We start from the raw sequence: 24,331 nt of genomic DNA, 5'->3' as shown, positions 1-24,331 counted from the left end.
TACACAGAAAAGTGACACCGTCACTAATAAATTGTTACTTATTGTAACATTAGAAGAATAAAGTATCTAAGACAAGATTATTGCGAGAAGCCTATGCCAGAGCTAACGGAAAAGATTAAGATAGTAACTAGTAACACGCCCTAATATATCGATGCCCAATTACAACCTGAGAATAGAACAACCTTAATATGGATAAATTAGATACAATGAGGACCTTTTTGGCTGTTGTCCGGGAAGGATCTTTTTCCAGAGCAGCAGAGAAGTTGGCGATTTCTCCTCAACTGGCCAGTAAGTATGTCTCTGCACTCGAAGACTCCCTGCATACACGTTTGCTCAACAGAACAACCAGAAAAGTCAGCCCGACCGAAGCCGGGCATTTGTATTGTCAGCGTTGTGAACAGGTCTTGCTCGACATTGAAGAAATGGAAGACGCACTGACCAACCTGCATAAAAAGGTATCCGGTGTATTGACTATCAGCGCGCCTGTCTCTTTCGGTATCAGGCACCTTTCCCGGCTATTAGTCGACTTCCAGAAAAAATTCCCCGATGTAGAAGTCGATCTGAAACTGACGGATGTTAAAGTAGATATTGTCGAAGAAGGGGTCGACATTGCACTAAGAATCGGAAAGTTAAACAATTCCACACTGATAGCTAAAAAAATAGCGCCTATCAATATTGTTATTATGGCATCTCCTGACTACCTGCAGGAACATGGTACGCCAGAGACGCCACAGGATTTGCCTTCCCACCACTATCTGAAATACAGTTATTCAGACAGTGCCGTGGTTTTTTCCCGGTTTGGGAAAAGAGCACAGGAACTCCATTTCAAACCCAGACTCACGGCAAACAACGGCGACATTTTAGTTGATGCTGCCATCAGTGGTGGTGGTATTGCCATTCAGCCCACCTTTATCGCCGGTGAAGCGCTGTCAGAAGGACGGTTGGTACGCATTCTTCATGATTATGAGCCTCACCCTATGGGCCTGTACATGGTGTATGCAAACCGGAAATATCTTCCAAGCAAAATACGAAGCTTTATCGACTTTGCCAGTGATTACTATGGCCCTGAGCCCTACTGGGATCAGTTTTAAGTTCAGGTCGATTACTTTTGGGCTCTGCCATAGTGCTTTGACCCGCTGTCAGGCGAACAAGTATGCATCCATCGCCAGTATGTCGTATTCCGTATCCTGATGTATTTTCTTTGCCGATCCGTTTTTCCCGCTACCCATTGCCGCAATTAACGGAAGAAAATGCTCCTGAGTCGGATGGTTAAACAGAACATAAGGGGCATCATCCATATAGTTCAGTAACGCCTGTGTATCTCCGGATCCCAGCTTCTGACTGACCCAGTCAGTAAAGGCCTGAACCATCTCTTTTCGGTTCGGTGTTGGCTGTGGATTAAACAGTTCACGCAGATTATGGCTAATGCCTCCTGAACCGATAATTAGAACATTATTATCCCGCAACGGAGCAAGAAGCTGGCCATAATCGAAATTTCGCTGAGCCCCTAAGCGACTGTTGATCGATATTTGCACGACCGGTATCGTCGCTTCAGGAAACATCAGCCTCAATGGAATCCATAGCCCGTGATCCCAGCCCCGCTGTTCATCCAGTACCGGATTGAGTCCGGCCTGAATAAACCGCTCGGCAATATCTGTTGCAAGCTCAGGGCTTCCCGGAGCAGGATAGCGGATACTGTATAGCTCTTCAGGAAAACCATAGAAGTCATGGATTGTTTCCGGATTTTTCCCCGCAGTGATAACAATATTGTCCGCCAGATCAAAATGGGCAGAAAACACGACAACAGCATCCGGTTTTGTCAGTTGTTTACCTAGCCGGCTAAGAAATACCGAGGTCTTGCTCTTTTCTACCGCCATCATTGGCGAACCATGAGAAATAAACAGAGAGGGCTGTCGGTTCATTAAAGGATCTCCTTAGGTCCAACCGGGACAATATCCGCGCCACCAAAGCCGCCGAATTTCCATCCCTGATCCGTCATTTCCGGGTTAACAACGCTGATCGTGATGTAATCCTGCAGCTGTTTCAGTTCTCTTACCATTAATGTGCGGCTTGCCCATGGGCAGATATAAGCAACATAGAGATGATAACGATCCTTTTCCGCCTTAAAACCGCCAGCACCAGTAGGACCGGCTTCACCATCTTTCGTAATCCAGTTCCTGAAACTCGAGGTTTGTCGTACAAACCGACCCTCTCTATCTTTTGCTTGTACCGGCTGCCAGTCTTTTGTCCACTTACCATCTACTAACATAAGAAATTTCTCCTATTGCTTTTATTCATGCACCATCGCCTGAACCGCTTACCCCGTAGTATGTTTGTTTTTAATTTCATTAACAATGACGAAAACATGGAGTTATTATCTACAAAATATTGATAATCAGACTTCACATAAAGTGGTCGAAACTGCATCATTCCGAAATAAGTTAACTATGCTTACTAAAGCATACTCAAGAAAAAGTACTAACTACCTAATCTTCCTATAACCCTAAAATTAGAACAATAAACCGGCTAGGACTGTTGATTCCAAGGAGAACAAGATGATCAGACCCTGCTTTTCCCTTACTTTCGCTAATCTGATTTTATATTTGAGTGTACTGACTGCCACCGTACTTTCGCCCGCTTACGGAAAACTCATTACGGTTACGGTAAGTCAGGAAGATAATTTTCGGAACCTGATCAGTTCAGGTATTGAAACGACCGTCGACCAGATACCGGGAGATGAGGTCTATATCGATTCCGCCGGGGGTAACTTTCAAACGCAGTATGAGCAGGTCAAAAGCTACGTGGATGTTGGGGCTGATGCCATCATCATCCTGAGTGACGGTAATGAAGAGCAAAATAAAAAATTCTTCGAGTTTGCCAAAAAGGTTCCCCTTATCTTTATCAACGCAGAGCCCGTCAGTGACCTCAGTTCTATGCCACCCAATACTCTGTATGTCGGCTCGAACGAAGTCGACTCAGGAACGATGCAGATGGAAGAACTGGCCCGGCAAGCCAATTACCGGGGCAAGGTTGCTCTGCTTATTGGAGAAGCAACACACCCTGCTGCGGTGACGAGAACACAGGATGTTAAGGATGTGATGAGCAAGTACCCTGACATGGAACTGGTCGTCAGCAAAGCGGCAAACTGGCAGCGCAATCAGGCCTACAAGGTCGTTACTGACTGGCTGAAGCAAAATATTGAGTTCGACATACTGGTTGCCAATAATGATGAAATGATTCTGGGTGCCATCATGGCACTTAAAGATGCAGGACGGGATCCCAACAGTGTTTTAACCGGAGGCATTGATGCAACACCAGATGCATTACGATCAGTAGCGTCTGGTGAACTGAATGTCACGGTTCTTCAGGATGCATTAGGACAGGCAAAAAGTGCCGTAGAGGCCAGTTATCAGATGATGGCTAACCAGCACGTACCCTCACCACACTGGGTACCGTTTCGGCTGGTGACATCAGATAACTACGAGCAATTTCTAAAAGACTAACGAATTCAGAAAGAACCGTAGGGAGGCGGCTTCAGTGTAACTGAAGCGTTCTACCTAACTAACCGAGGAGATCCATATGTCCTTAGTGCAAAGAATCATTGGTGGTTTTGTCATATTACTTCTTGCTCTGTCCGCACTGGTCGCTGTTAACTATTTTTCAGTCGCCAGCATAAACCAGGGCTTAACGACCATCACAGACCAGACACTACCGCTCTCTGAGCATGCCAATAAAATAAAGCTTAACATTGCCATGCAGAATGAAAGTACCATGTCCATTTACAGTATCCATACTGTTGAAGCCGTCGAAGAGTATGAATCTCAGTTTCAAAGCCTTGATCAAACTATTCTGGATGAAATTTCCAACCTGCCCGCAGAAGTTATGAATGACAATCAGGCGCTGAGACAAACTCTCGAACAGGTGCGGTCAATTGGTCGGGAACATAAATCTGTCGTCTTAGAGCTGTTTGAATTACGTAAAACGGCCATAAAAATGGAGCATGAGATTAACCAGCAACTACAACTACTCAATAACCTTAAACGCCGCCTATCTTATTATCTGAATAAATACGCCTCTACCAGTGATAGCCAACTCAGGTTCGCTCTTTCCGGACTGGAAAGAGAGGTAAATAAGGTCTTGTCAGCATTTGATAAGTATCTTACCGATAGCAATATGGAAAGCCTGACAACCAGTATTGAAGGAACAGATATAGTTATTGAGCAGCACTTTAATGAGGTCAAACGTTCTGATCAGGATATTGGAAAGCTATTTACTCTCATGTTTGATCCATTACTTAAGGAGCTCCGTTCCGATCAGGGTTTATACCATCTTTACCGTTCACAATATGAGAATAATCAGACCACAACTCAACTACTGGGGCTGACAAATAGCACCAGACAGTTACTGTTAGACTCCGTTGATGAATTTATTTCTCAGGCTGAACAGATGGTTGAACAAGCGAAAGGATCCGCAAACAAAAGCATTTCTCTAATTAAACAAAGTATGTTTGCCATCAGTTCAGTCGCCATTATCATCGCCGTTGTTGTACCACTTTGGATCGCCACCTGGATTCATAAGGCATTGCGTAATTTCCGTGGGGCGCTGAAAGAAATGACGGCTGGCGATCTTCGGGTCCAGTTCATACACTCCACAAAAGATGAGTTTGGTGAACTGGGGGGATACCTGAATGGGCTGGCCGACAACTTACGCGCCACTTTCTCTTCACTGAATACATCGGCAGAACAACTGGCAAGTGTTGCCAATAAAAATGCGAATATAAGCGCGAAAACCACCGGGGCAGTCTCACAACAACGAACGCTTCTGGAGACGACGGCATCAGCAATGACGGAAATGGAAAGCTCCGTAGCCGAAGTCGCCCAACGGGCTCAGGACACCATGATGGCAGCAGAACAAGCCAATGAAGAAATGGAAGGCGTCAGCCAGAGCATTAAACAAGCCATCACCAATATTAAAGAACAGGCCGAACAAATAGAAAAAACATCGCTTACTGCTCAGGAACTGAATGAATACGGTAAGAAAATCGACAGTATTATCGAAACCATTCAGGATATTGCAGAGCAGACCAACCTGCTTGCTTTGAATGCAGCAATTGAAGCCGCACGGGCTGGCGAACAAGGCCGGGGATTTGCGGTGGTCGCTGATGAGGTTCGCAATCTTGCGAGCAGAACCAAAAGCTCCACCGAAGAGATCCAGAGTATGATTGAAATTATGCAGAAGCTCATTCAGGCTGTTGTGGATACCATTGCTGTCAATGTGAGTAAAAATGACCACAATATTTCCGTAGCAGAACAGGCTGACCATGGATTACGGCAAATGGATGAGGTCATCAAACAAATCGTTGAAATGAATATGCAGATTGCAACTGCGACGGAAGAACAGAGTTCAACAGCCAGAGAAATCAGTGCCAGTGTGGTACATATCAGCGATTCGGCAGAAGAAACCGCCCGAGGTGCCGAAGCCAATAATGAATCGAGCCTTCAGCTACGTGAACAGTCAGAACAGCAACGTCAGTTGATTGATAAGTTCCGAGTCTGATTTAGCCACTCATTCTTCGTATCACTCCCATAAAAACCGCCTTCATATTTAAGGCGGTTTCTATAGATTAATCAGGAACCAAACAATAAAGCCCAACACTTCACAACATCATTCATTGATTAATCACCAATCACTCAAGTAGATGATCTTATTCACAAAGATGTTCTAATTCTGACTATTTCGCTGACAAAAACTTGAGAAAACTCACGTCAGTTCTAAAGTAAAAACAGGTAGTAACGTTTATGGGTCAGTGTTTATGAGCAAAATACGTATAGCGACTTGCTCCTGTAATCTTGTCACACTTAGGTGCAGTGGTGATCCAGCAAGTACAATCCCTTTTCAGTGTCTGCAGAGCCAACTGCGCACGGGAAGCATTTTTGGCGTTCAGGTGGGGTTTCTTACCGAGCAGACTCATATTGATGGCGATGTCATCACTTATACCCGGATTTATGAAGACGGGAGTGAAATTATTTTCCATTTCTGCCCCCGGTGCGGAGACACGATGTTGCTAAAAACAGAGTTTGCTCCTGACTATGTTATTGTCCCAGTCGGGTTGTTTAATGAACAGGATTTTCCAATACGGGGAGTCTCTACCTACGAAGAAAAATCCAAAGGCTGGATTAAGTTTGATTCAGAAATCGATCAGTTTGTGAAATAAAACCGTTGCCCTCATATCAGAGAAACAACGGTTTTATTTAGTATTATGAAAAAAAGCTAATGGCTATTTTTCAAATTGATAAGAAAGCGTAAGGCTCAGAGTCGTCACATCATTTAAGTCCATAAAGTAACGGTTAAAGTGCCACCCCATATCCCATGTTTCAGTCAAATGGTAGTCAACACCAATACCGATATATGGGTCAACGCCTCGCTCTGTTGTCTTAATGTGTGTTCCCTGATACTCACTGTCAAAATCCGCGTTCCAGGCAAAACCGCCGACAATCGCATTCAGACTGGCTTTTTCCTCATTGATCAGGGCATAACTCACATCCAGCGCAAAGCCCTCGGCAAGTACCGGTGTAACTTCTGCTACCGCCTCATGATACTCAGTCGGATCCATACTGCTATCGGGAGAGAGGCTTGCACTCCCCTCACCTAAATCAAGGTATCGACCCGTGACTGACCAGTCAGGATTAATTTGATAACCAACCCCAACAGCCCACGCAGTATCCCGCTTATCCGTATCCAGCACGGAATCATCATAAACCGACGTACGCTCACCAGCTTTGCTGACACCAAAATCCGCGTCTACATACCAGTTAGCCTGGCTGTTAAAACTCAACAGAGCCAGTGCTGCAGCAAACCACTTGCGGCTATGACGGCGAATCATCGCCAAACCACCAAGCATAAACATCGCAATACCTCCCATGCTGCCGCCTCCTGCGCTGTTATTAACAACGCCTCCGGCTGTTTCTGTTACGTTGACGGTCACCGTACCTGTTGCCGTACCACCGTTGCTGTCGGTAATGCTATAGGTAACGGTATCTGTTCCGAAATAATCCACTGGAGCCTCATAAATAAGGACATCGGAGCTGATAGTCACAGAACCATGATTTGCGCTGGCTGAGCTGATGGAAAGTAAATCACCATCGGCATCCGTATCATTGTCCAGCACACGAATATCGACACTACCATTAATGGCCACATACACCGTATCGTCAGCCGCCACCGGTAACGTATTCGCTGCCAGTGTAGCTACACCACCCGGGTCAACAATACTGCCGTTAGCAATACCATCATCATCGTTCGGACCACCATCCTGAATGGTTAACTGCACACACCAGTCGCCTTCAGTCAGTCCTTGTGTCCATCCACTGTCACCCGGAGGAGGGCAGTATCCGGATTCGCCGGGAGCAGAAGAAACAGAGTTACTACTGTCTGTGATGAAATCAACCCACCCGCTGTCCTGAGTATATTTACGATAAATCGCATTTGCCGGGACAGGCAGACGCTGAGGAAATACCACCTGATAACTCTGCCCTACAGTTGGTAATCCGTAGGCAACAAAATCAAAAATACCGCCAATGTTGTCTGCCGAATCATCTTCTGTGATTTCAGTCGCTAATAGCTGTGTACCGCCTGTCTGGTTATCTGCCAGAGTGACGCCTTTGCGCAGACAAACACCAGGGTCACCTTCTACCAGGTAACTGCCTGACTCCAGAGCCTGCTCCTGAATAACGTTACAGTCATCAATTGCATCCTGATAGTCTGGGATCCCATCGTCATCACTGTCACCAAAGCCTTCCTGATCATCCGGGATCAGGTCACCATCACTGTCAGTACCGTCCAGCGTAGCCAGTTGCCCCACCACACTCAGGTAAATATTGGACGTTACAGAGGCAGAGCCGCTGTCGGTGACGACTAACTGAAGTTTATATACCCCTGATGTCAATGTACTCGGATCAAATGCAAACTCGTTTTCATTCAGGCTAATATTCGCCAGTTCCGAATTATCATTAATCCACTGGTAGGTATGGGTATCACCGACATTGGCATCCGTAACGGTGGCCGTTACTGTTACTGTCCCGCCACTACTTTCTACGACAGAGCGAGCGTCACCACCCTGAGTGATCGCGACACTTACTTCCGGTGCAACATTCTCTTCACTTATCGTCAGCGTATAACTGGATTTGCTGCCCAGGTTCAGGCTGTCATCAAGGGTAATTACCAGCGTTTCATCCCCCTCAGACACACTGTCTTCCAGCACAGAGAACGCGATGGTGCCTTGCGTACCGCTGCTAATTGTGACCTGCCCACCGACAAGATCGTGATCCGAGCCGTCGCTGGTACCACCCACTGTGTATGGAATGGTGACCGGATAGGCCGGCGCTTCACCATTCAGGAACACGTTCACACTGTGGTTTGACCCTTCTGTCGTGGTAGCGTCTTTACCGATAGAAATCAGTGGATGCACCACCACCTGCTGACTGGCGGTTGCCTTGTTGCCATTCGTGTCTTCCGTACTCCAGTACACGGTATGCTCGCCCGGCTGGAAGAAGGTTTGCTGGTCAACCAGAGAAACCGGCAGCGCATTTCCACTGCTGTCTACGGCGGTTGCTACTCCCAGGTTTACTTTCGTAAACAGTCCGGTCGCATCCACTTCAACATCATTTGGAGCAGTAATTTCCGGCGCTACCGCCGCATCCGGCGAGATCACAACGGTGACTTGTCCTGTATCAGAGCCCTCGTTGCCATCGCTAACCCCATACTTCAGGTTGACCGTACCAAGGGTGTCCGTCACCAGAGCAATCTGCCCATCCTGAATCGTCGCACTACCGGCATCGGTTGTGACCCATTCCAGCTGTAAGGTATCGTCATCCACATCAGTATCATTGCTTAATACATCCAGGGTATAGATACCATCCTCAGTGACGGTAAACTCAAAACTATCGTCAACGACTATCGGCGCATCGTTCACATTGGTCACCGTCAGGCTAAAGGCCGACAGGGAATCGGACGCCGTGCCATCACTGACGCTGATCACAATATTGCTGGTGATGCCGACATCATCGTTGGTCGGCGTACCGGTCAGCGCACCGGTGCTGGTGTTAAAGCTTGCCCAGCTTGGTTTATTGGTAATACTGAATGTCAGGCTGTCGCCGGTATCCACATCACTGGCCGATGGGGTAAAGCTGTAAGTTGAATCTTCCGCTACCGTCGTCGATGGCGTACCGCTGATCACCGGTGCATCGTTGACATTGGTGACCGTCAGGCTAAAGGCGGACAGGGAATCAGACGCCGTACCATCACTCACGCTGATCACAATATTGCTGGTGGTGCCGACATCGTCGTTAGTCGGCGTACCGGTCAGCGCACCCGTGCTGGTGTTAAAGCTTGCCCAGCTCGGTTTATTGGTGATGCTGAACGTCAGGCTGTCGCCCGTATCCACATCGCTTACCGTTGGGGTAAAGCTGTAAGCGGAATCTTCCGCAACCGTCGTCGATGGCGTGCCGCTAATAACCGGCGCATCATTGACATTGGTCACCGTCAGGCTAAAAGCCGACAGGGAATCAGACGCCGTCCCATCGCTGACGCTGATCACGATATTGCTGGTGGTGCCGACATCGTCGTTGGTCGGCGTACCGGTCAGCGCACCCGTGCTGGTGTTAAAGCTTGCCCAGCTTGGCTTATTGGTAATGCTGAACGTCAGGCTGTCGCCCGCATCTACATCACTGGCCGTTGGGGTAAAGCTGTAAGCGGAATCTTCCGCAACCGTCGTCGATGGCGTGCCGCTAATAACCGGCGCATCATTGACATTGGTCACCGTCAGGCTAAAAGCCGACAGGGAATCAGACGCCGTCCCATCGCTGACGCTGATCACGATATTGCTGGTGGTGCCGACATCGTCATTGGTCGGCGTACCGGTCAGCGCACCCGTGCTGGTGTTAAAGCTTGCCCAGCTTGGCTTATTGGTAATGCTGAACGTCAGGCTGTCGCCCGCATCCACATCACTGGCCGATGGGGTAAAGCTGTAAGTTGAATCTTCCGCTACCGTCGTCGATGGCGTACCGCTGATCACCGGCGTATCATTGACTGCTGTCACGGTCAACACTGAAGACACAGCGCTACCAGTCTCAGTGTCGGATGGCGTAACCGTAAGCGTCACATTAGCGACCTGGTTGCTGTCCGTGGTAAAGCCTAATATATTCGCGGTTGCAAACCAGCTATTCAGATCGGCGACACTACCACTGGCTGTCACACTACTTGTGCCAGAACCACTCACAGTGACACCATTTGCGGAGCCATCACCGCCAGAGACAGTCAGTACCCCACTGCCCACACTCAGAACCACAGAAACACTGTCGTCCTCCGCATCGGATAAACTAATAGCTGTGAGATCCAGATTAGAGGAGATATCTTCTGTTACAGAGAAGCCCGAAGGTAAATTGCTCACAACCGGTGTATCATTTTCTGCTGTGAGACTAACGGTCGACGTCACGCTCAGCGCGTCGTTTACGTTGTCGTTGTCACCCGTATTCGAACCGCTGTCTGTCAGACTGGTAATGGTAACGACACGCTCACTATCCGTCGTCGGATTGTCGCTGTTATTCTGGTAACTGATGCTGTCGATCAATGTCTGCAACTCAGACGTTGTCAGGCTGCCAGCGGTCAACGTCAATGTTGCCGTTGTTGATGAAACCGATACGGTATACGTAAGGCTATTGGTGGTTGTCGTACCGCTTTCACTGTCATCCAGAACGACAGCTGTTCCGTCAATATTCAGCACTTCATTTCCGCTATCGGCAACGTTCGTTACCGTTAGTGTCAAGCTCGCAAACGTCTGGCCACTTTCTATCGTATCAGCCGATGAGTTGCTAAACAGCGCCACCGCATCCCCGTCTTCCGTAAAGGTAGGGTTTGCTGCGGTTGCTGATAGCGTTGGCTCATCATTCACCGGAGTCAGGGTGACCGTTGAAGCAATACTCACGGTGGCCGTTGCATTCTCACTACCGCTGTCGGTCAGGCTGGTGATGGTCACCACACGGCTGCTGTCCGTTGTCGGGTCATCGCTGTTGTTCTGGTAGCTGATACTGTCAATCAGTGTCTGGAAGTCGGCTTCACTGAAGCTCCCTCCCGTTAAGGTTACCGTTGCCGTATTGGCGCTCACCGATACCACATAAGTCAGACTGTTTGTGCTGCCACTCTGGCCATTGTCCAGCGTGATGGCCGAGCCATCCACCGTCAGAATTTCACTGCCAGTGTCTGTCACATTACTCACTGTCAGTACCAGCCCACTGAGTGTCTGACCGGCTTCAACCGTGCTCACTGCGCTTCCTGTAAACACTGTCGCCGTGCTGCCACCTTCGGTGAAGGTCGGGTTAGCCGCAATGGCCGTTAAGGTTGGCGCATCGTTACTGGCAGAAACGGAAGCCGTTACCTGATTGGTACCGGAACTGTCTTCTGTACCATCATTAAAGGTGAAGTTCAGAACTACCGAGCTGGCAGGCTCATTCGCACTGTTCGCATAAGTAATATTCTGCATCACGCTATTCACCAGCGCAGTGGTCGCATTGCTGTTAAAGGTCAGCGTCAGGGTACCGTTTGAGTTTGTCGTGACCGTACCCACGGTGGTGCCGTTATAAATAAGGTCACCACCTTCAGTTAATGCACTGAGCAGGCCATTGTTGGCAAACACATCATTACTATTGGCCCCGCCACTGCGTGCAATCGTCAGGCTTGCGCCATCGTAGTTACCACTACCGCTATTAAGGGCATCCAGCTCGGTATCGCTGACCGTAACATCATTGTCGATAACCACGGCTGAACCGTCTTCCGTATAGGATGGTGTTGCATCCAGATTGCTAAAGACCGGCGGATTATTTTCATTAATGGTAACGGATTCGGAATTACTGCTGCTGATACTTGCGGTACCAGACAGAACCGAATTCAGTGTTGCCGTGATCGTTTCTGCATCATCGTCGGTTGCGTCATCAGTGGCCGTTACTGTAAAGGTCGCAGAAGAACTGCCGGATGCAATCGTCACTTCATCGGAAGAGCCCAGTCCGGTCACCGAATAATCGGTATCGAGCGTTGCTGTTCCGGCCAGAGCGATCTCAACTGAAATAGTTTCTGTTGCGGTGAACGCATTGCCATTACCATCCTGAAGTGTCACGGTATAGGTGGCACTACCCGACATTTCAGATATTTCTGAGGAATCTACGCTAATGGCGAGTGTCGGAGCTGTGGTGAAATTAAAGGTGGTATTGTCGCTGATACCGGCAAAGTTGTTTCCTGCCAGATCTTCAACAGCCGTTGAAGCAATCTGCACCGCATACTGAGTACCGGCCAACAGATCAGAGCCCGGATTCAGTGTCACTTTGTCCGATGACAGACTTGCGCTTCCGCCCTGATCTCCGGTTGCCGCTGTCGCACTGGTCGCGGTAAAGGTTTCTCGGGTGGTGCTGTTCGTTACATCAACCAGAGTGATTGTCTGACCGCTGACCAGATTAATGCTTTCACTGAAGTCCAGAACGATGTTATCGCCCACCGTCACTTTAGTGGCGTTGTCATTCGGGGTTGAGTTGCTGCTATCGAATGTTGGCGCGGTCTTATCCAGATTCAATGATAAAGAACTATCTGTCGCTGAATTAGTTACGCTGTCTGTTGCCGTAAAGGTCACCGTAATCGCGCCTTCCTGCATATTACCGCCCGCGTTCAGCGCTGACGTTGTCAGGCTGTAGGTACCATCACCGTCATCAGTGAGCGCAACGGCAGTTCCCAGGTCACTATCCAGAACCGAGAGGTTGGCAGTAACGGTCAGACCCGTTTCACCTAGATTGACATCGAAGGTGATGGTTTCACCTGCTTTGTAATAACTGTCTCCGCTGTCGGCTACCGACACAAATGTCGGATCCGTATTATCCAGGGTATAGCTTTCTGTTGTGCCCGTTGGTGTGGTGCTGGACAGCGCATTATCGCCGCCGTCTTTCAGATCATTTCCGGCCGCAATACTTAACGCAACTGCGCCATTGTAATCAGCCAGATCGCCACCAGAGACGGTCACATCAACGCTGCTGCCGGATGCAGCCGAAACGCTGCTAACCGTTGCCGTCGTGCCTGATACTGAAAAATCCGCAGTACCAATATTGCTGACTGACTCAGAGAAGGATACCGTCCAGATCAGCGAGTCAGCGTTAGTACTTTCATCCACCGGCGTTTTACGCACAATGGAGGTCACTGTTGGCGCAACGGTGTCCGCTGTATGGGTAGACCCCGAGGTAAAGGCCACAGGGTTAGTGCTGCTTTCATCGACAATGTCATTGCTGCTGTTCAGATCCAGACGAACAGCGCCTTCCACATTGGTCACAGATACCGTTACAGTGACGCTGCTTCCAGAGGTGGCTGACACTCCGGTGACAGAAAGACCACTGTCCGTATTGCCATCCAGCTTAGCGGTAAAGTCATCGGCAGAAATACCGCTGACGTCATCGCCAAAGGTAACGACAAAACCAACGCTGGATGCATTGGCTGCCGGAGAGCCGGATACGGTAATCGACGTTACATCCGGTGAGGTATCGGTCGTGGTTAAATTAAGCTGAGTTGGCGATGTCTGAAGGTTAGCGACACTGTCTTGTGCCACGACATAGACGTCATAACTGGTGCCATCCTCCAGTCCGGAAATAGTGGTACTTCCCGTGGTACCAGAGGTGGTGATACTGCCTGAAGCGGTCGCCGCAGAGCCAGTGCTGTCCTGGCCGGCTTTAACTTGCGCGGCAGTCGGAGCGGTTGCACCGTCGGCCACCACCACATAGTAAGCAATACCTTCTTCGTCCAGATCAACCGAAAGAGTTGCACCACTGGCAGAGACGGAAGAAAGGGATGGTGTCGCGTCAAAGGTTGGGGCAGTGCTGTCCACCAATGCCGTCATCTGACTGCTGTTCGCTGTCGTCAAAGCACCAGAACTGGCCTGCAGATTGAACGTTTCATCGGAAGAACCAGACGCGGTATAGGTAAGGGCCATTCCTGTAAACGTCGCAGCCCCAGAAGATGGAGTAATAGTGACAGTTGCACCATTACCATCAGTATCACCCGTACCGGTCATGGTTGCAGAGCCTGCACCATTGACCTCAGCAAGAGTAATACCCGTTGAATACCCCGTATCCACCAGATCATCTGCATCTTTAGCAGACACAACGGGTACGGTGGTCAAACTTGTAGCTTCACCATCATTAACAGACAGAGGACTTAGCTGAGTATCAAATACCAGTTTAGTTGCAATGACATCAGCTGTAACCGCATTTGCATCAACCGTGCTCAGATCGGTGCCGGTTCCATCCTCATCGTTAGCCGTTAATGTAAAGCTCTGCTGATCCGCTGTCGCTGTATAGGTCAGTCCGCTAAAGGTGGCTACGCCACTGCTCGCTGTCGCAGTATTGCTGCTCAAGCTACCAGCACTGGCCTCGGTCAGAGTGACCGTTTCTGTGAAATCAACGTCGGTATTACCAAAAGCATCCTGCGCTGTAACGACTGGCTGAGTCGTTAGCGCAGAACCGGATACCGAACCGGAAGGCTGAGTAGTAAATACCAGTTGAGTCGCATCAATTTCTATCGTTGTACCCGTCGAGTTCGTTACCGCAGAGGTCGCTCCCATTTGAGTACCAGAGCCGGATGTGGTGACATCCGTATCGCCATCCACACTCAGAATGATCGTCTGATCTTCAGTTAACCCAGAGTTGTCATTAAAATAGCCGTTTATGGTGTAAGTCTCGCTGGCACCATCAGCAATTGAAATACTCAGCCCTGAGAACGTGATTGTATCGGCAGCCGCGTTATAAACACCGGCAACATTTGAAGCATCATTACCATTCAGGCGATAGGTAATCTGATCTCGTACTGTATCAGTAGCCGTGCCTGATACATTCACAACGATCTGAGAGATAGCCATCGCCAGACCATCGCTGGTGCCGCTATCTGAAAGCGTGAAGTCGAACAGATCGACGGCTTCGCCAACAGTATCTACCGTGGTGTTTAATGCTACGGGTTCGGTGACACCAGCTGAAGCCGTTAAATCGCCGTCGCTATCAGGAGATGCGGTAGTAAGATTTACCAATGTCACTGAGGTTTGTACATTAGGTGTGCCTTCGTCATCTTGTGCAACAACATAAATGTCATAAGCTGTAGAAGCAGTTAGCCCGGAAAAACTGTCACTTCCCGTGGTGCCGGAAGTAGTAAAATTGCCGGAAACCAGTGCCGATGATCCCGTGCTGTCTTGTCCGTTTTTCACCTGAGAGACACTTGGTGCTGTTGCTCCATCAGCGATAACCACATAATAAACCGTACCTTCTTCATTTAAATCGGCAGAAAGAGTCGCACCCGATAAATTTATAGAAGAAAGGGAGGGAGTGCTGTTTTCATAAGATGGTGCAGTGGCATCATTAACAGTAATGGTAAAGGTTTTCTGGTAAGAATCCGTGCCATCATGAGTTTGAACACAAACATTATAAGATCCAGCAGTTAAGCTACCGGAAGTTTCTAAATCATCGTTTGTATTATCAACCTGAAAACTGGCATTGTCATCATCACCAGATGAGCCACAAGAGCCACTACCGGAAGCCCCATTGCTCACCAGTGCGTAGGTATGAGTGTCACCATCATCAGCGTCAGTGGTTCCCAATACACCCACTACAGCACCACTTCCGGTTGCAGAATCATTAATAGTGGTACTGTCAAGGGTAATATTGGTGGGGACACTATTTGACGGCGTGCTGGTATCATGCCAATGATAAGAACCTACGCATGATCCTTGTGTTATACTGCTATACCTAATGTCTGAATATGTACAATAACCGCTTAAAAATACTTTTCGCCCATCGGTACTTCCACTTATCTCTGCTGAAACAGCCTGTTGTGGTTTCAAAAGACTATTGGTAGCTAAATAGTTTAATAAACGGCGGTTTGACTGTGGTTTACTTTCCTGAGGTTTACCAAGCTTTGGGGATCCAAAAGCCGAAAAAGCAGAACGCTTAGCTGGTTCAGTATCACTGACTTGTTCAACTAAAATATTTGTTTCACTGGTCGCTTTATCCTTCACCGCCACGGCGGCAGTTCGTGAAAAACGGCGGCTTCCACTGCTGATGCTGCCCGGTAACTGGCTGGCGACAGCATTTCCGCCCAGGGCAGCAAGCAATGGTAATGCCCCTTTGGCTAATTTATTATTTCTCTTATTCTTTTTTTTCATTGCTTACGACTCATTTAATGGTTGTAGAGTAGGATGACTAAAATGGTTCCGCATGCGCGGATGATCCGGTTCGATTAACTCCGGAAACGAGGTATTGGGTATCAGAGCGACATCGTAAATTTGTGCAACATCGCCGGTAAACTGGATAAAGCCGATTTCGCTGTTATCTTCCAGATTGATAACCCTGACTCCTGCCATGGTCTCTGGATATTTTTCCGTTAACGGTGCCGGACGTTTCACATTGGATTCGCGCACTTTGGACAACCCGACAAAGACAATTGGACCATAAAAATCCATTCCCCGAGTAAAGCCCGGTAGCTCAGCAAGCACTTCGGTTTTGTTGCTTTGAGGTTCGTAAGAACATAGTTCCCCCTGGCCAGAATTGCAAAAGTAAACCCGATCACGATACCAGCGCGGAGAATGCGGCATGCTCAGGCCATCAACCAGAATAGTATTACTCTGAACATCCATCAGGGTGCCGTTAAATTTACCGGTTTTTTCCCGCCACTGGGCTGCAGTATCTTCCTGAGAGAAAGTCGTCACATACGCGGGCTTACCATCTTTAAGTGTCATACCGTTGAGGTGGCAGCGATCTTCCGGAACGAGTTCAGAAATAAAATGCGGTTTCCAGCGCGGTACAAAGCTGTAATCAGGTTCTAAAGTACAAAGGCAGGAGAAGCTCGAGTTTACCGCCCATAAACCAGCATTCCCCCACTCGATGTCATGAATATTAATCATGCCGGAATGGTGAGCAGATCGGGCGATAAAGCAGGCGTCCGTACGGTCATCAACCGGTTCATACAGTGCATCCTGCTGTTTTCGCTGTTCTTCGTCCAGTTGGTCATCGGTAGGCTTCACTTTAGGTGCGGTGATATCCTGCTCGATTCTGTCCAGAGGCTGTTTGATTTTTTCTAACAAGCCGTCTTCACGCTGAAAATTGATTATCTGGGTAAAGATACCCAGAGTTAATCCGCCATCGTGTACAGCCAGTCCCATCGGACGGGGAAAACTTTTGTAGTTAACGTCTAATTGCTGACCATCACTACGTACCAGAATCAACTTACCGACCTGATAAGAGGTCAGCGCAAGAGAAACATTGAGCTGTTTTAAAATGGCCGGGAGATTCTCTGAATACTGACAACCTAAATCCATTTTTTCATGTTGAGCATTGTTACTGCGTCCCTCTTCCTGAGGCGCATTATTAAAATTATCGTTCATTGATTTTATTATCTTGAATATATTTACTGCCATGCGGTTTTAGCCGCCGCGATAATTTTTCGGTTACCTGATCTGCCGTTAATTCTGGCTCCTGAGAAAGCAATAATGCCGCCACCCCGGAAGCAATCGCGGCTGAAAGCGAAGTCCCGTTAAACCAGCGATAACCGCCATCTGCCGAAGCAGCTCTGGCCATACCACCAAAGGCCATTATATCCACACTCGGGCCGAAGCTACTACTTAGAATTCGCTGAAATTGAGAATTATTTGAACTCACGACGAGAGCACTTGAAAGTGCAGCCTCTGTGCTGTTTGCAATAATCTTCTTACCATCGTTACCAGCTGCAAACACAACAATAGTGCCCTTACCTTTTCTTCCCTTTTTCGCCAGATAGTTAACCACATCGGCTACCGGTTCCGTCAGCCATCGGGAACGCCAGCTACAGTTGATAATATCCGCACCGGCCAGATTGGCGAGTTGAAAGCTTAGTACGATTTTAGAGGTCCAGGTATTGGTGTGACGCAGTGCAATAAAATCAGCTTCCGGTGCGATTCCACCAGCGATCTCTTCATCAGGACGGGCAAAGAGAATACTGGCAACCATAGTGCCGTGCCTTCCCCCCAGGCTGGCTGCTTGAGCAGACATGGTTAAACTATCCAGATCATAAGCAAAGCGTGGCGATTTATGTTTTAACGCCGGATGACGGAATAAGAATCCATCATCAATAACGGCTATCGTCACCCCTTTCCCATGGGTTTGCGTCTGTAATGTCGGAACCCCTATCTTTTTCAGGTACCCGGAGTAAATTTTCCGCCTCTCTAACAATGATATGTGTTTTGTTGATGCCTTTTCACCGGACAGAGGATGACGCAGTTGCAGTAAATCGGGCTGAACGAACAAAACCCTTCGGTGAGATTTTAGCTGTTCTGATACCCGGGAAAGATCAGCCTGATGCGTGACCCGTACACTAAAATACGTAAAGGTGTCGGCAATAAAAATCTCTCTTACAGACAAGATCTTCGGCGACAGTGCAAGCAGATCTGATTTATCCAATTGTGGCTCTGTCTTTACGATTAAACGATCTGAAAGAACGACCTCTTCACCGGATTCGATAATCTTATAACGTTCACCATGAGGAGTAATTGTTACCGTTTGGGCAAAATTGCTAAAACTTAAAAGCTCATAGGCCGATACCTTTACCGGAATAAGTAAGAGTAAGCACGGCAACAGTGCTTTCCGGCCCAAAAATAAATGCAAAACACACCTGTAGAAAAAAGGGTTCATCATACCTAATCGTTCATGTCTTTGAGAGGTTCCGGAGCGACTTTGACCCACCATTAATACCAGAAAACGGCCAAGCATATAATCTCTTTATTAACCATACTATCGAAAAAACATATTCTTACACTTGAGACTCTTTTCTTTGATAGATTGAGCTGACTGCACCTACACTATGATCTGTCTTTTATGGTAATAAATAGAAAATGAACACCCCTCAACTAAGAATACCCCACCTGCAACAACTTGAAGCTGAATCTATCCACATCATGCGTGAAGTCGCCGCTGAATTTGATAACCCGGTAATGCTCTATTCCGTGGGTAAAGACTCGTCTGTAATGCTGCATCTGGCCAAAAAAGCCTTCTCACCGGGAACGCCCCCTTTTCCTTTAATGCATGTTGATACACTCTGGAAGTTCAAAGAAATGATTGAGTTCCGGGACAAAATCGCCGAACAAGCCGGAATGTCGCTAATTGTGCACCAGAACCCTCAGGGTATCGAAATGGACATTAACCCATTCCTTCATGGCAGCGCCATGCATACGGATATCATGAAAACTCAGGGGCTAAAGCAGGCTCTGGAGAAATATGGGTTTGATGCTGCTTTTGGTGGCGCACGTCGTGATGAGGAAAAATCCCGTGCCAAAGAGCGCGTCTATTCTTTCCGGGACAACAATCATTATTGGGATCCAAAGAATCAGCGTCCTGAATTGTGGAATATTTATAACAGCAGAATCAACAAAGGCGAAAGTATCCGGGTATATCCACTGTCAAACTGGACCGAACTGGATATATGGCAATATATCTATCTTGAGCAAATTGAAATCCCGACCCTTTACTTTGCCCGGAAACGCCCGGTCGTCAATCGTGATGGTATGTTGATCATGGTCGATGACGACCGAATGCAGCTAAAACCCGGCGAAACCGTGGAAGAGAAAATGGTGCGCTTTCGCACCTTAGGCTGCTACCCACTTACCGGTGCCATTCCATCTCAGGCAACGACCTTACCGGAAATCATTCAGGAAATGCTGCTGACCACAACATCAGAAAGGCAAGGCAGAACCATTGACTATGACAGCTCTGGTTCCATGGAAAAAAAGAAACGTGAAGGCTACTTCTGAAATCATTTATCAAATTCGGAACCCATATTTACCATGTCATATTCATCAAATCTAATAACTAGAGACATTGAAACTTATTTAACAGAACATCAACACAAAGATCTTCTGCGCTTTCTGACCTGTGGCAGTGTAGATGACGGCAAATCCACCCTGATTGGACGCCTGCTTTTCGACAGCCAGCATATTTACGACGACCAGATGGCAGCCATCAGGCGGGACTCAAAGAAGTTCAACACGACAAGCGACGAATTTGATTTATCCTTGTTGGTTGACGGGCTCCAGGCTGAACGTGAGCAAGGGATCACTATCGACGTTGCCTACCGTTACTTTTCAACCGATAAACGTAAATTTATTATTGCTGATACACCAGGTCATGAGCAGTACACCCGTAACATGGCGACAGGGGCCTCCCACTGCGATCTCGCGGTGGTTATCGTTGATGCCCGGCACGGTGTTCAGCTACAAACACGCCGTCACAGCTATATCTGTCACCTGCTGGGTATCAAGCATGTGATTGTGGCCGTCAACAAAATGGATCTGGTGAATTACAGCCAGGAGGTTTACCGGGACATTAAGGCAGATTATCGCAAGATGGCACAAAGCTTTCGTTTTAAGGACTTACGTTTCGTTCCCATTTCGGCCTTAAAAGGCGATAACGTCGTGACATTAAGCCAGCATATGGACTGGTACCCCGGCTCCCCGCTAATGAGACTGCTGGAAACGGTAAAAATTGAACAGGACAAAAACCTCGATCAGATGCGCTTTCCTATTCAGTATGTTAACCGCCCTAATGCTGACTTTCGGGGCTATTGCGGAACACTTGCCTCCGGAATACTACAAGTGGGTGACGAGGTAACCGTTCTGCCTTCCTATCAGTTCGCACAAATACAATCCATTTATACTCATAACGGAGAATTAAGTTCTGCCGTTCCCGGACAGGCCGTCACACTGACTCTGAATAGAAATATCGATGTATCCCGTGGAGATATGCTGGTCCACCGAGGGCATGAACCTTTGCTATCGAACACCATTGCTGCCCATATTGTATGGATGGGAGAACATCCGGCTCAGACACCTCACGAATACCTGTTTAAGTTTGTCACTAAAACCTGCATAGGGAATATTGACAATATCAAGTACAAAGTGGATATCGATACACTGGAGCAACGCTCTTCTGACGCAGGCGTACTTGAACTCAACGATATCGCCTCAGTTGCAATAACGTTGAATGAAAAAATAATCGTTGATGAATATAACCAGCTTCCGCAAACCGGGGCATTTATTATTATTGATCGTTACACTAACAGTACTGTCGCCGCAGGTATGCTAAAGCATGCTATCGACGGTTCAAGTCCGGACCAACGTATCTATTCAGAAGAAGAAAAAGAGCTCAACGCCTATATAAGAGAACACTTTCCTGAATGGGGGTGCCTGAAAATAGAATAACGGTTTATTCATACTATTTTGCATGTCTAATCAGATCCTGAGTCTTTCTGATATGAAATTCGATGTATTTACTTGCACGCACAGCACACATTTAATCACTAACACTGAATAATATTCATTTTATAGTGAATAGTATTGCATTTCACAGTCACAACAGTTACTCTGCGCACCAACAGCCGGACAGGGTAGTCTAGTGCATATTTATTCCAATCAGGATCGGAATACAGCAAACGAGTACGTTGAGAATAGACATGCAAAATACAACTCAAACCGCTGAACTCCCGAAGAAGAAAAGTACCTTTTGGGTGTTCCTTATTCCTTCCCTGTTGGGCGTTTTTCTGTTTATGGCACCGATCAGCTATCAGGGTGACCTGACCATACCTGTTGCCATACTGGCAAAATCTCTGCTGGCATTGATTGGTGACAATATCACTGCCATTGTTACCGCCATCATCGCTCTGATGGCTGGTTCTTCCCTATTATATGCCGCAGCAAAACCAGCATTTATTGCTGACAAACCATTTCTGCACAACTTATTGAGTCCGTCACCCCTATGGCTGGCTGTCCGTTCTATTGGCGGTCTTGCAGTAGTGATGACTTACTTCCAGCTTGGCCCGAAAGCCGTGTGGGAACCAAACACCGGCGGTCTGGTACTGGATGGTCTGTTACCGACACTATTTGCTGTCTTTATTTTTGCAGGATTACTTCTTCCTCTGTTACTCAATTTTGGCCTGCTTGAACTGTTTGGCACCCTACTGAGTAAAGTCATGCGTCCGGTATTCAACCTACCGGGGCGTTCAGCCATCGACTGTATCGCTTCCTGGCTAGGTGACGGCAGTGTGGGTATTTTGCTGACCAGCAAGCAGTATGAGGAAAAGTTCTATACCCAGCGTGAAGCCGCGGTGGTAGGTACAACTTTCTCTGCTGTTTCCATCACGTTCAGTCTGGTTGTACTGGCACAGGTGAAACTGGAACAATATTTCCTTCCTTTCTATGGAGCCATCTGTCTGGCTGGTATTACCGCGGCGATTATTATTCCGCGTATTCCACCACTGAGCAGAAAGAAAGACATTTTTGTTGATGGCTCCGCTCCGGAAAAAGACAGTCACCATATTCCGGAAGGTCACACATCGTTTTCCTGGGGTATGAAGCTGGCGCTGAATAAAGCGGATCAGGTCAAAGACTTCCGCAGCGTATTTATTGATGGCCTGAAAAATGCCGCTGATATGGTATTTGGTGTGCTTCCGGTGGTTATGGGGCTGGGTACTATCGCTCTGGTTGTAGCTGAATACACTTCACTGTTCGCGATTATGGGTAAGCCGTTTATTCCGTTTTTAGAACTGCTGTCTATTCCGGATGCAGCTGCCGCCTCAGAAACCATGGTGGTAGGCTTTGCGGATATGTTTATTCCGGCTATTCTGGCTGCATCGATTGATAGTGAGCTAACCCGCTTTGTTATCGCGGCTATGTCTGTGACTCAGTTGATCTATATGTCCGAAGTGGGTGCGCTTCTTCTTGGCAGTAAAATCCCGGTGAATATCTTTGAGTTGTTCCTTATCTTTATTCTGCGAACTCTGATTACGCTTCCGGTTATTGCAGGTGTAGCTCATTTGATTTTTTGATCTTTAAAAAAACAAAGCGTATAAATAGCAACATTATTCAACAGATTGCAAATCAATACCCTGCGTAAGCGGGGTATTGTCATTATTAGGGTTCGGGGATGATAAGGTGAATCAATTAAAAAAAGAAATCACATTAATCGGCGGTATCGGTCAACTATCCACAACTTTACTTGGTACAGGCTTATTTATGATCCCGGCTATCGCAGCCGGAATTGCAGGTAACGCGACCTTATGGGCATGGCTGATTCTGTTTATTGCCGTTGTACCTATTGCTCTTACCTTTGCCGCTCTTGGAAAACGCTACCCGAATGCTGGTGGTACTTCCTATTTTGTGCGTAAAGCGTTTAATGAAAAAATGGAACGCAGTGTGGCATGGCTGTTTCTCAGCATTATTCCTGTTGGGATTCCTGCGGGGGTCGCCCTTACTGGCAGCTTTGGTCAACAGCTACTTCCGGAACCTTTCAGCTCACCTTTGCTGGCGCAGACACTGACCATATTCCTGCTGACGGCGGTGAACCTGATTGGCAGCAAATCGTCATCACGGATACAGGTGATGATTGCTTTAGGCATTTGCACGCTGGTTTCATTTCTGTGGGTATTTGGTGAAGTCGGGACCGAAGATACGGTTATGCCTCCGCTTTCTGTAGATGCTTTACCCTCTATAGCTTCTGCTCTGGCCGTTATGTTCTGGTGCTTCGTTGGCATAGAAGCCTTCGCCCATATGGGAGAAGAATTTAAAAATCCGCAACGAGATTTTCCGATATCGATTGTTCTGGGCTGTCTGTTCGCCGGGTTTATTTACTGGGCCTGTACAGTCGTCATTTTGAAATTTCATGCCTATGGTACAGCAGAGATGGATACCGCCTCCATTCCCTGGCTGTCTGAAAAATTAATTGGTAACAAAGCTTCTCTTCTTATCAGCCTGCTTGGCTATCTGGCCTGCTTTGCCAGTATGAACCTGTATATGCAGAGCCTGTCACGCATGACATGGTCTCTGGCAAAACAGAACCGGGAAGACAGTAAACTCACAAAAATTTCCTCTCGGGGCGTTCCAGCCAACGCGACTCTGACACTCGCGATTGTTCTGGTCCTCAGCTCTGTTGCAGGAGAACTACTGCATCTTGACCTAGAACATTTGGTCAAGCTGGCTAACGGCGTATTTATCCTGATTTACCTGTTCGCCATGTTGGCCGCATACCGGTTACTCACTGGCATTAACAAATGTCTGGCAGCAGTAGCACTGACTATCACAGCGATTGTGTTTATCTGTCTGCAATGGGCCGCTTTGTACTCCGTTGCGGTATTCTTGCTACTACGCCTTGTTCCCAAAAGACACACGGCTCTGGGTAAAAACCTAAACCATTAACCCGTAACCTATTATCTATATTCTATGTGATATTTCTTTCATTACGTCGTG

Annotated in this window: 13 protein-coding genes; 8 read left to right on the top strand and 5 right to left on the bottom strand. The window is 47.7% G+C overall.

Going from position 1 to position 24,331, the window contains the following annotated elements:
* The first annotated feature begins 188 nt into the window (after positions 1-188).
* On the top strand, positions 189-1,091 hold the full coding sequence (locus tag DI392_RS10670) for a LysR family transcriptional regulator (protein ID WP_109319895.1): 903 nt from the start codon (positions 189-191) through the stop codon (positions 1,089-1,091).
* 48 nt (positions 1,092-1,139) lie between these two features.
* Here the strand turns inward: DI392_RS10670 and DI392_RS10665 are convergent, their stop codons facing one another.
* Positions 1,140-1,922, bottom strand: a complete 783-nt coding sequence (locus tag DI392_RS10665; RefSeq protein WP_109319894.1) for a DODA-type extradiol aromatic ring-opening family dioxygenase — start codon at positions 1,920-1,922, stop codon at positions 1,140-1,142.
* Positions 1,922-2,269, bottom strand: a complete 348-nt coding sequence (locus DI392_RS10660) for a glutathione S-transferase family protein (protein ID WP_109319893.1) — start codon at positions 2,267-2,269, stop codon at positions 1,922-1,924. Before DI392_RS10660 ends, DI392_RS10665 begins: the two co-directional genes overlap by 1 nt.
* A gap of 286 nt (positions 2,270-2,555) precedes the next feature.
* On the opposite strand from DI392_RS10660, the gene DI392_RS10655 reads away from it, so the two are divergent.
* The 3 genes from DI392_RS10655 to DI392_RS10645 all read left to right on the top strand — a co-directional run bounded on the left by DI392_RS10655 (position 2,556) and on the right by DI392_RS10645 (position 6,214).
* Positions 2,556-3,503 carry a substrate-binding domain-containing protein gene (locus DI392_RS10655; protein WP_109319892.1) on the top strand — a complete coding sequence of 316 codons (948 nt, stop codon included), beginning with the start codon at positions 2,556-2,558 and terminating at the stop codon, positions 3,501-3,503.
* 76 nt (positions 3,504-3,579) lie between these two features.
* Complete coding sequence (locus DI392_RS10650) at positions 3,580-5,556, top strand: methyl-accepting chemotaxis protein (protein ID WP_109319891.1); 1,977 nt, start codon at positions 3,580-3,582, stop codon at positions 5,554-5,556.
* Between the two features lie 256 nt (positions 5,557-5,812).
* The gene (locus DI392_RS10645) at positions 5,813-6,214 is read left to right on the top strand and encodes a GFA family protein (protein WP_109319890.1); all 402 of its coding nucleotides are present in this window, start codon (positions 5,813-5,815) and stop codon (positions 6,212-6,214) included.
* Positions 6,215-6,277: 63 nt separating this feature from the next.
* On the opposite strand, the gene DI392_RS10640 is transcribed toward DI392_RS10645, so the two are convergent.
* From DI392_RS10640 to DI392_RS10630, 3 genes are read right to left on the bottom strand one after another with little or no spacing between them, the layout of a single operon-like run.
* On the bottom strand, positions 6,278-16,231 hold the full coding sequence (locus DI392_RS10640) for an Ig-like domain-containing protein (RefSeq protein WP_109319889.1): 9,954 nt from the start codon (positions 16,229-16,231) through the stop codon (positions 6,278-6,280).
* 3 nt (positions 16,232-16,234) lie between these two features.
* On the bottom strand, positions 16,235-17,449 hold the full coding sequence (locus tag DI392_RS10635; protein ID WP_109319888.1) for a TIGR03032 family protein: 1,215 nt from the start codon (positions 17,447-17,449) through the stop codon (positions 16,235-16,237).
* Entirely contained in the window at positions 17,439-18,809 is a 1,371-nt protein-coding gene (locus tag DI392_RS10630) for a S8 family peptidase (protein ID WP_109319887.1), read from the bottom strand. The genes DI392_RS10635 and DI392_RS10630 overlap by 11 nt, the downstream gene beginning before the upstream one ends.
* Positions 18,810-18,931: 122 nt before the next feature.
* On the opposite strand from DI392_RS10630, the gene cysD reads away from it, so the two are divergent.
* The 4 genes from cysD (at position 18,932) to yjeH (ending at position 24,280) form a co-directional block, all read left to right on the top strand.
* Positions 18,932-19,846, top strand: a complete 915-nt coding sequence (cysD, locus tag DI392_RS10625; RefSeq protein ID WP_109319886.1) for a sulfate adenylyltransferase subunit CysD — start codon at positions 18,932-18,934, stop codon at positions 19,844-19,846.
* A gap of 33 nt (positions 19,847-19,879) precedes the next feature.
* Positions 19,880-21,292 carry a sulfate adenylyltransferase subunit CysN gene (gene cysN, locus DI392_RS10620; protein WP_109319885.1) on the top strand — a complete coding sequence of 471 codons (1,413 nt, stop codon included), beginning with the start codon at positions 19,880-19,882 and terminating at the stop codon, positions 21,290-21,292.
* A 251-nt stretch (positions 21,293-21,543) separates the two neighbouring features.
* A complete protein-coding gene (locus DI392_RS10615; RefSeq protein WP_109319884.1) occupies positions 21,544-22,914 on the top strand; it encodes a YjiH family protein in 1,371 nt (456 codons plus the stop codon).
* A gap of 106 nt (positions 22,915-23,020) precedes the next feature.
* Positions 23,021-24,280 (top strand): L-methionine/branched-chain amino acid transporter, encoded by a 1,260-nt coding sequence (gene yjeH, locus DI392_RS10610; protein ID WP_109319883.1) that lies wholly within the window; start codon positions 23,021-23,023, stop codon positions 24,278-24,280.
* Positions 24,281-24,331: the final 51 nt, after the last annotated feature.

Source organism: Vibrio albus, assembly GCF_003144035.1.
In the GTDB taxonomy this organism is placed as follows: Bacteria; Pseudomonadota; Gammaproteobacteria; order Enterobacterales; family Vibrionaceae; genus Vibrio; species Vibrio albus.
This window is presented reverse-complemented; position numbering and strand designations above follow the sequence as displayed.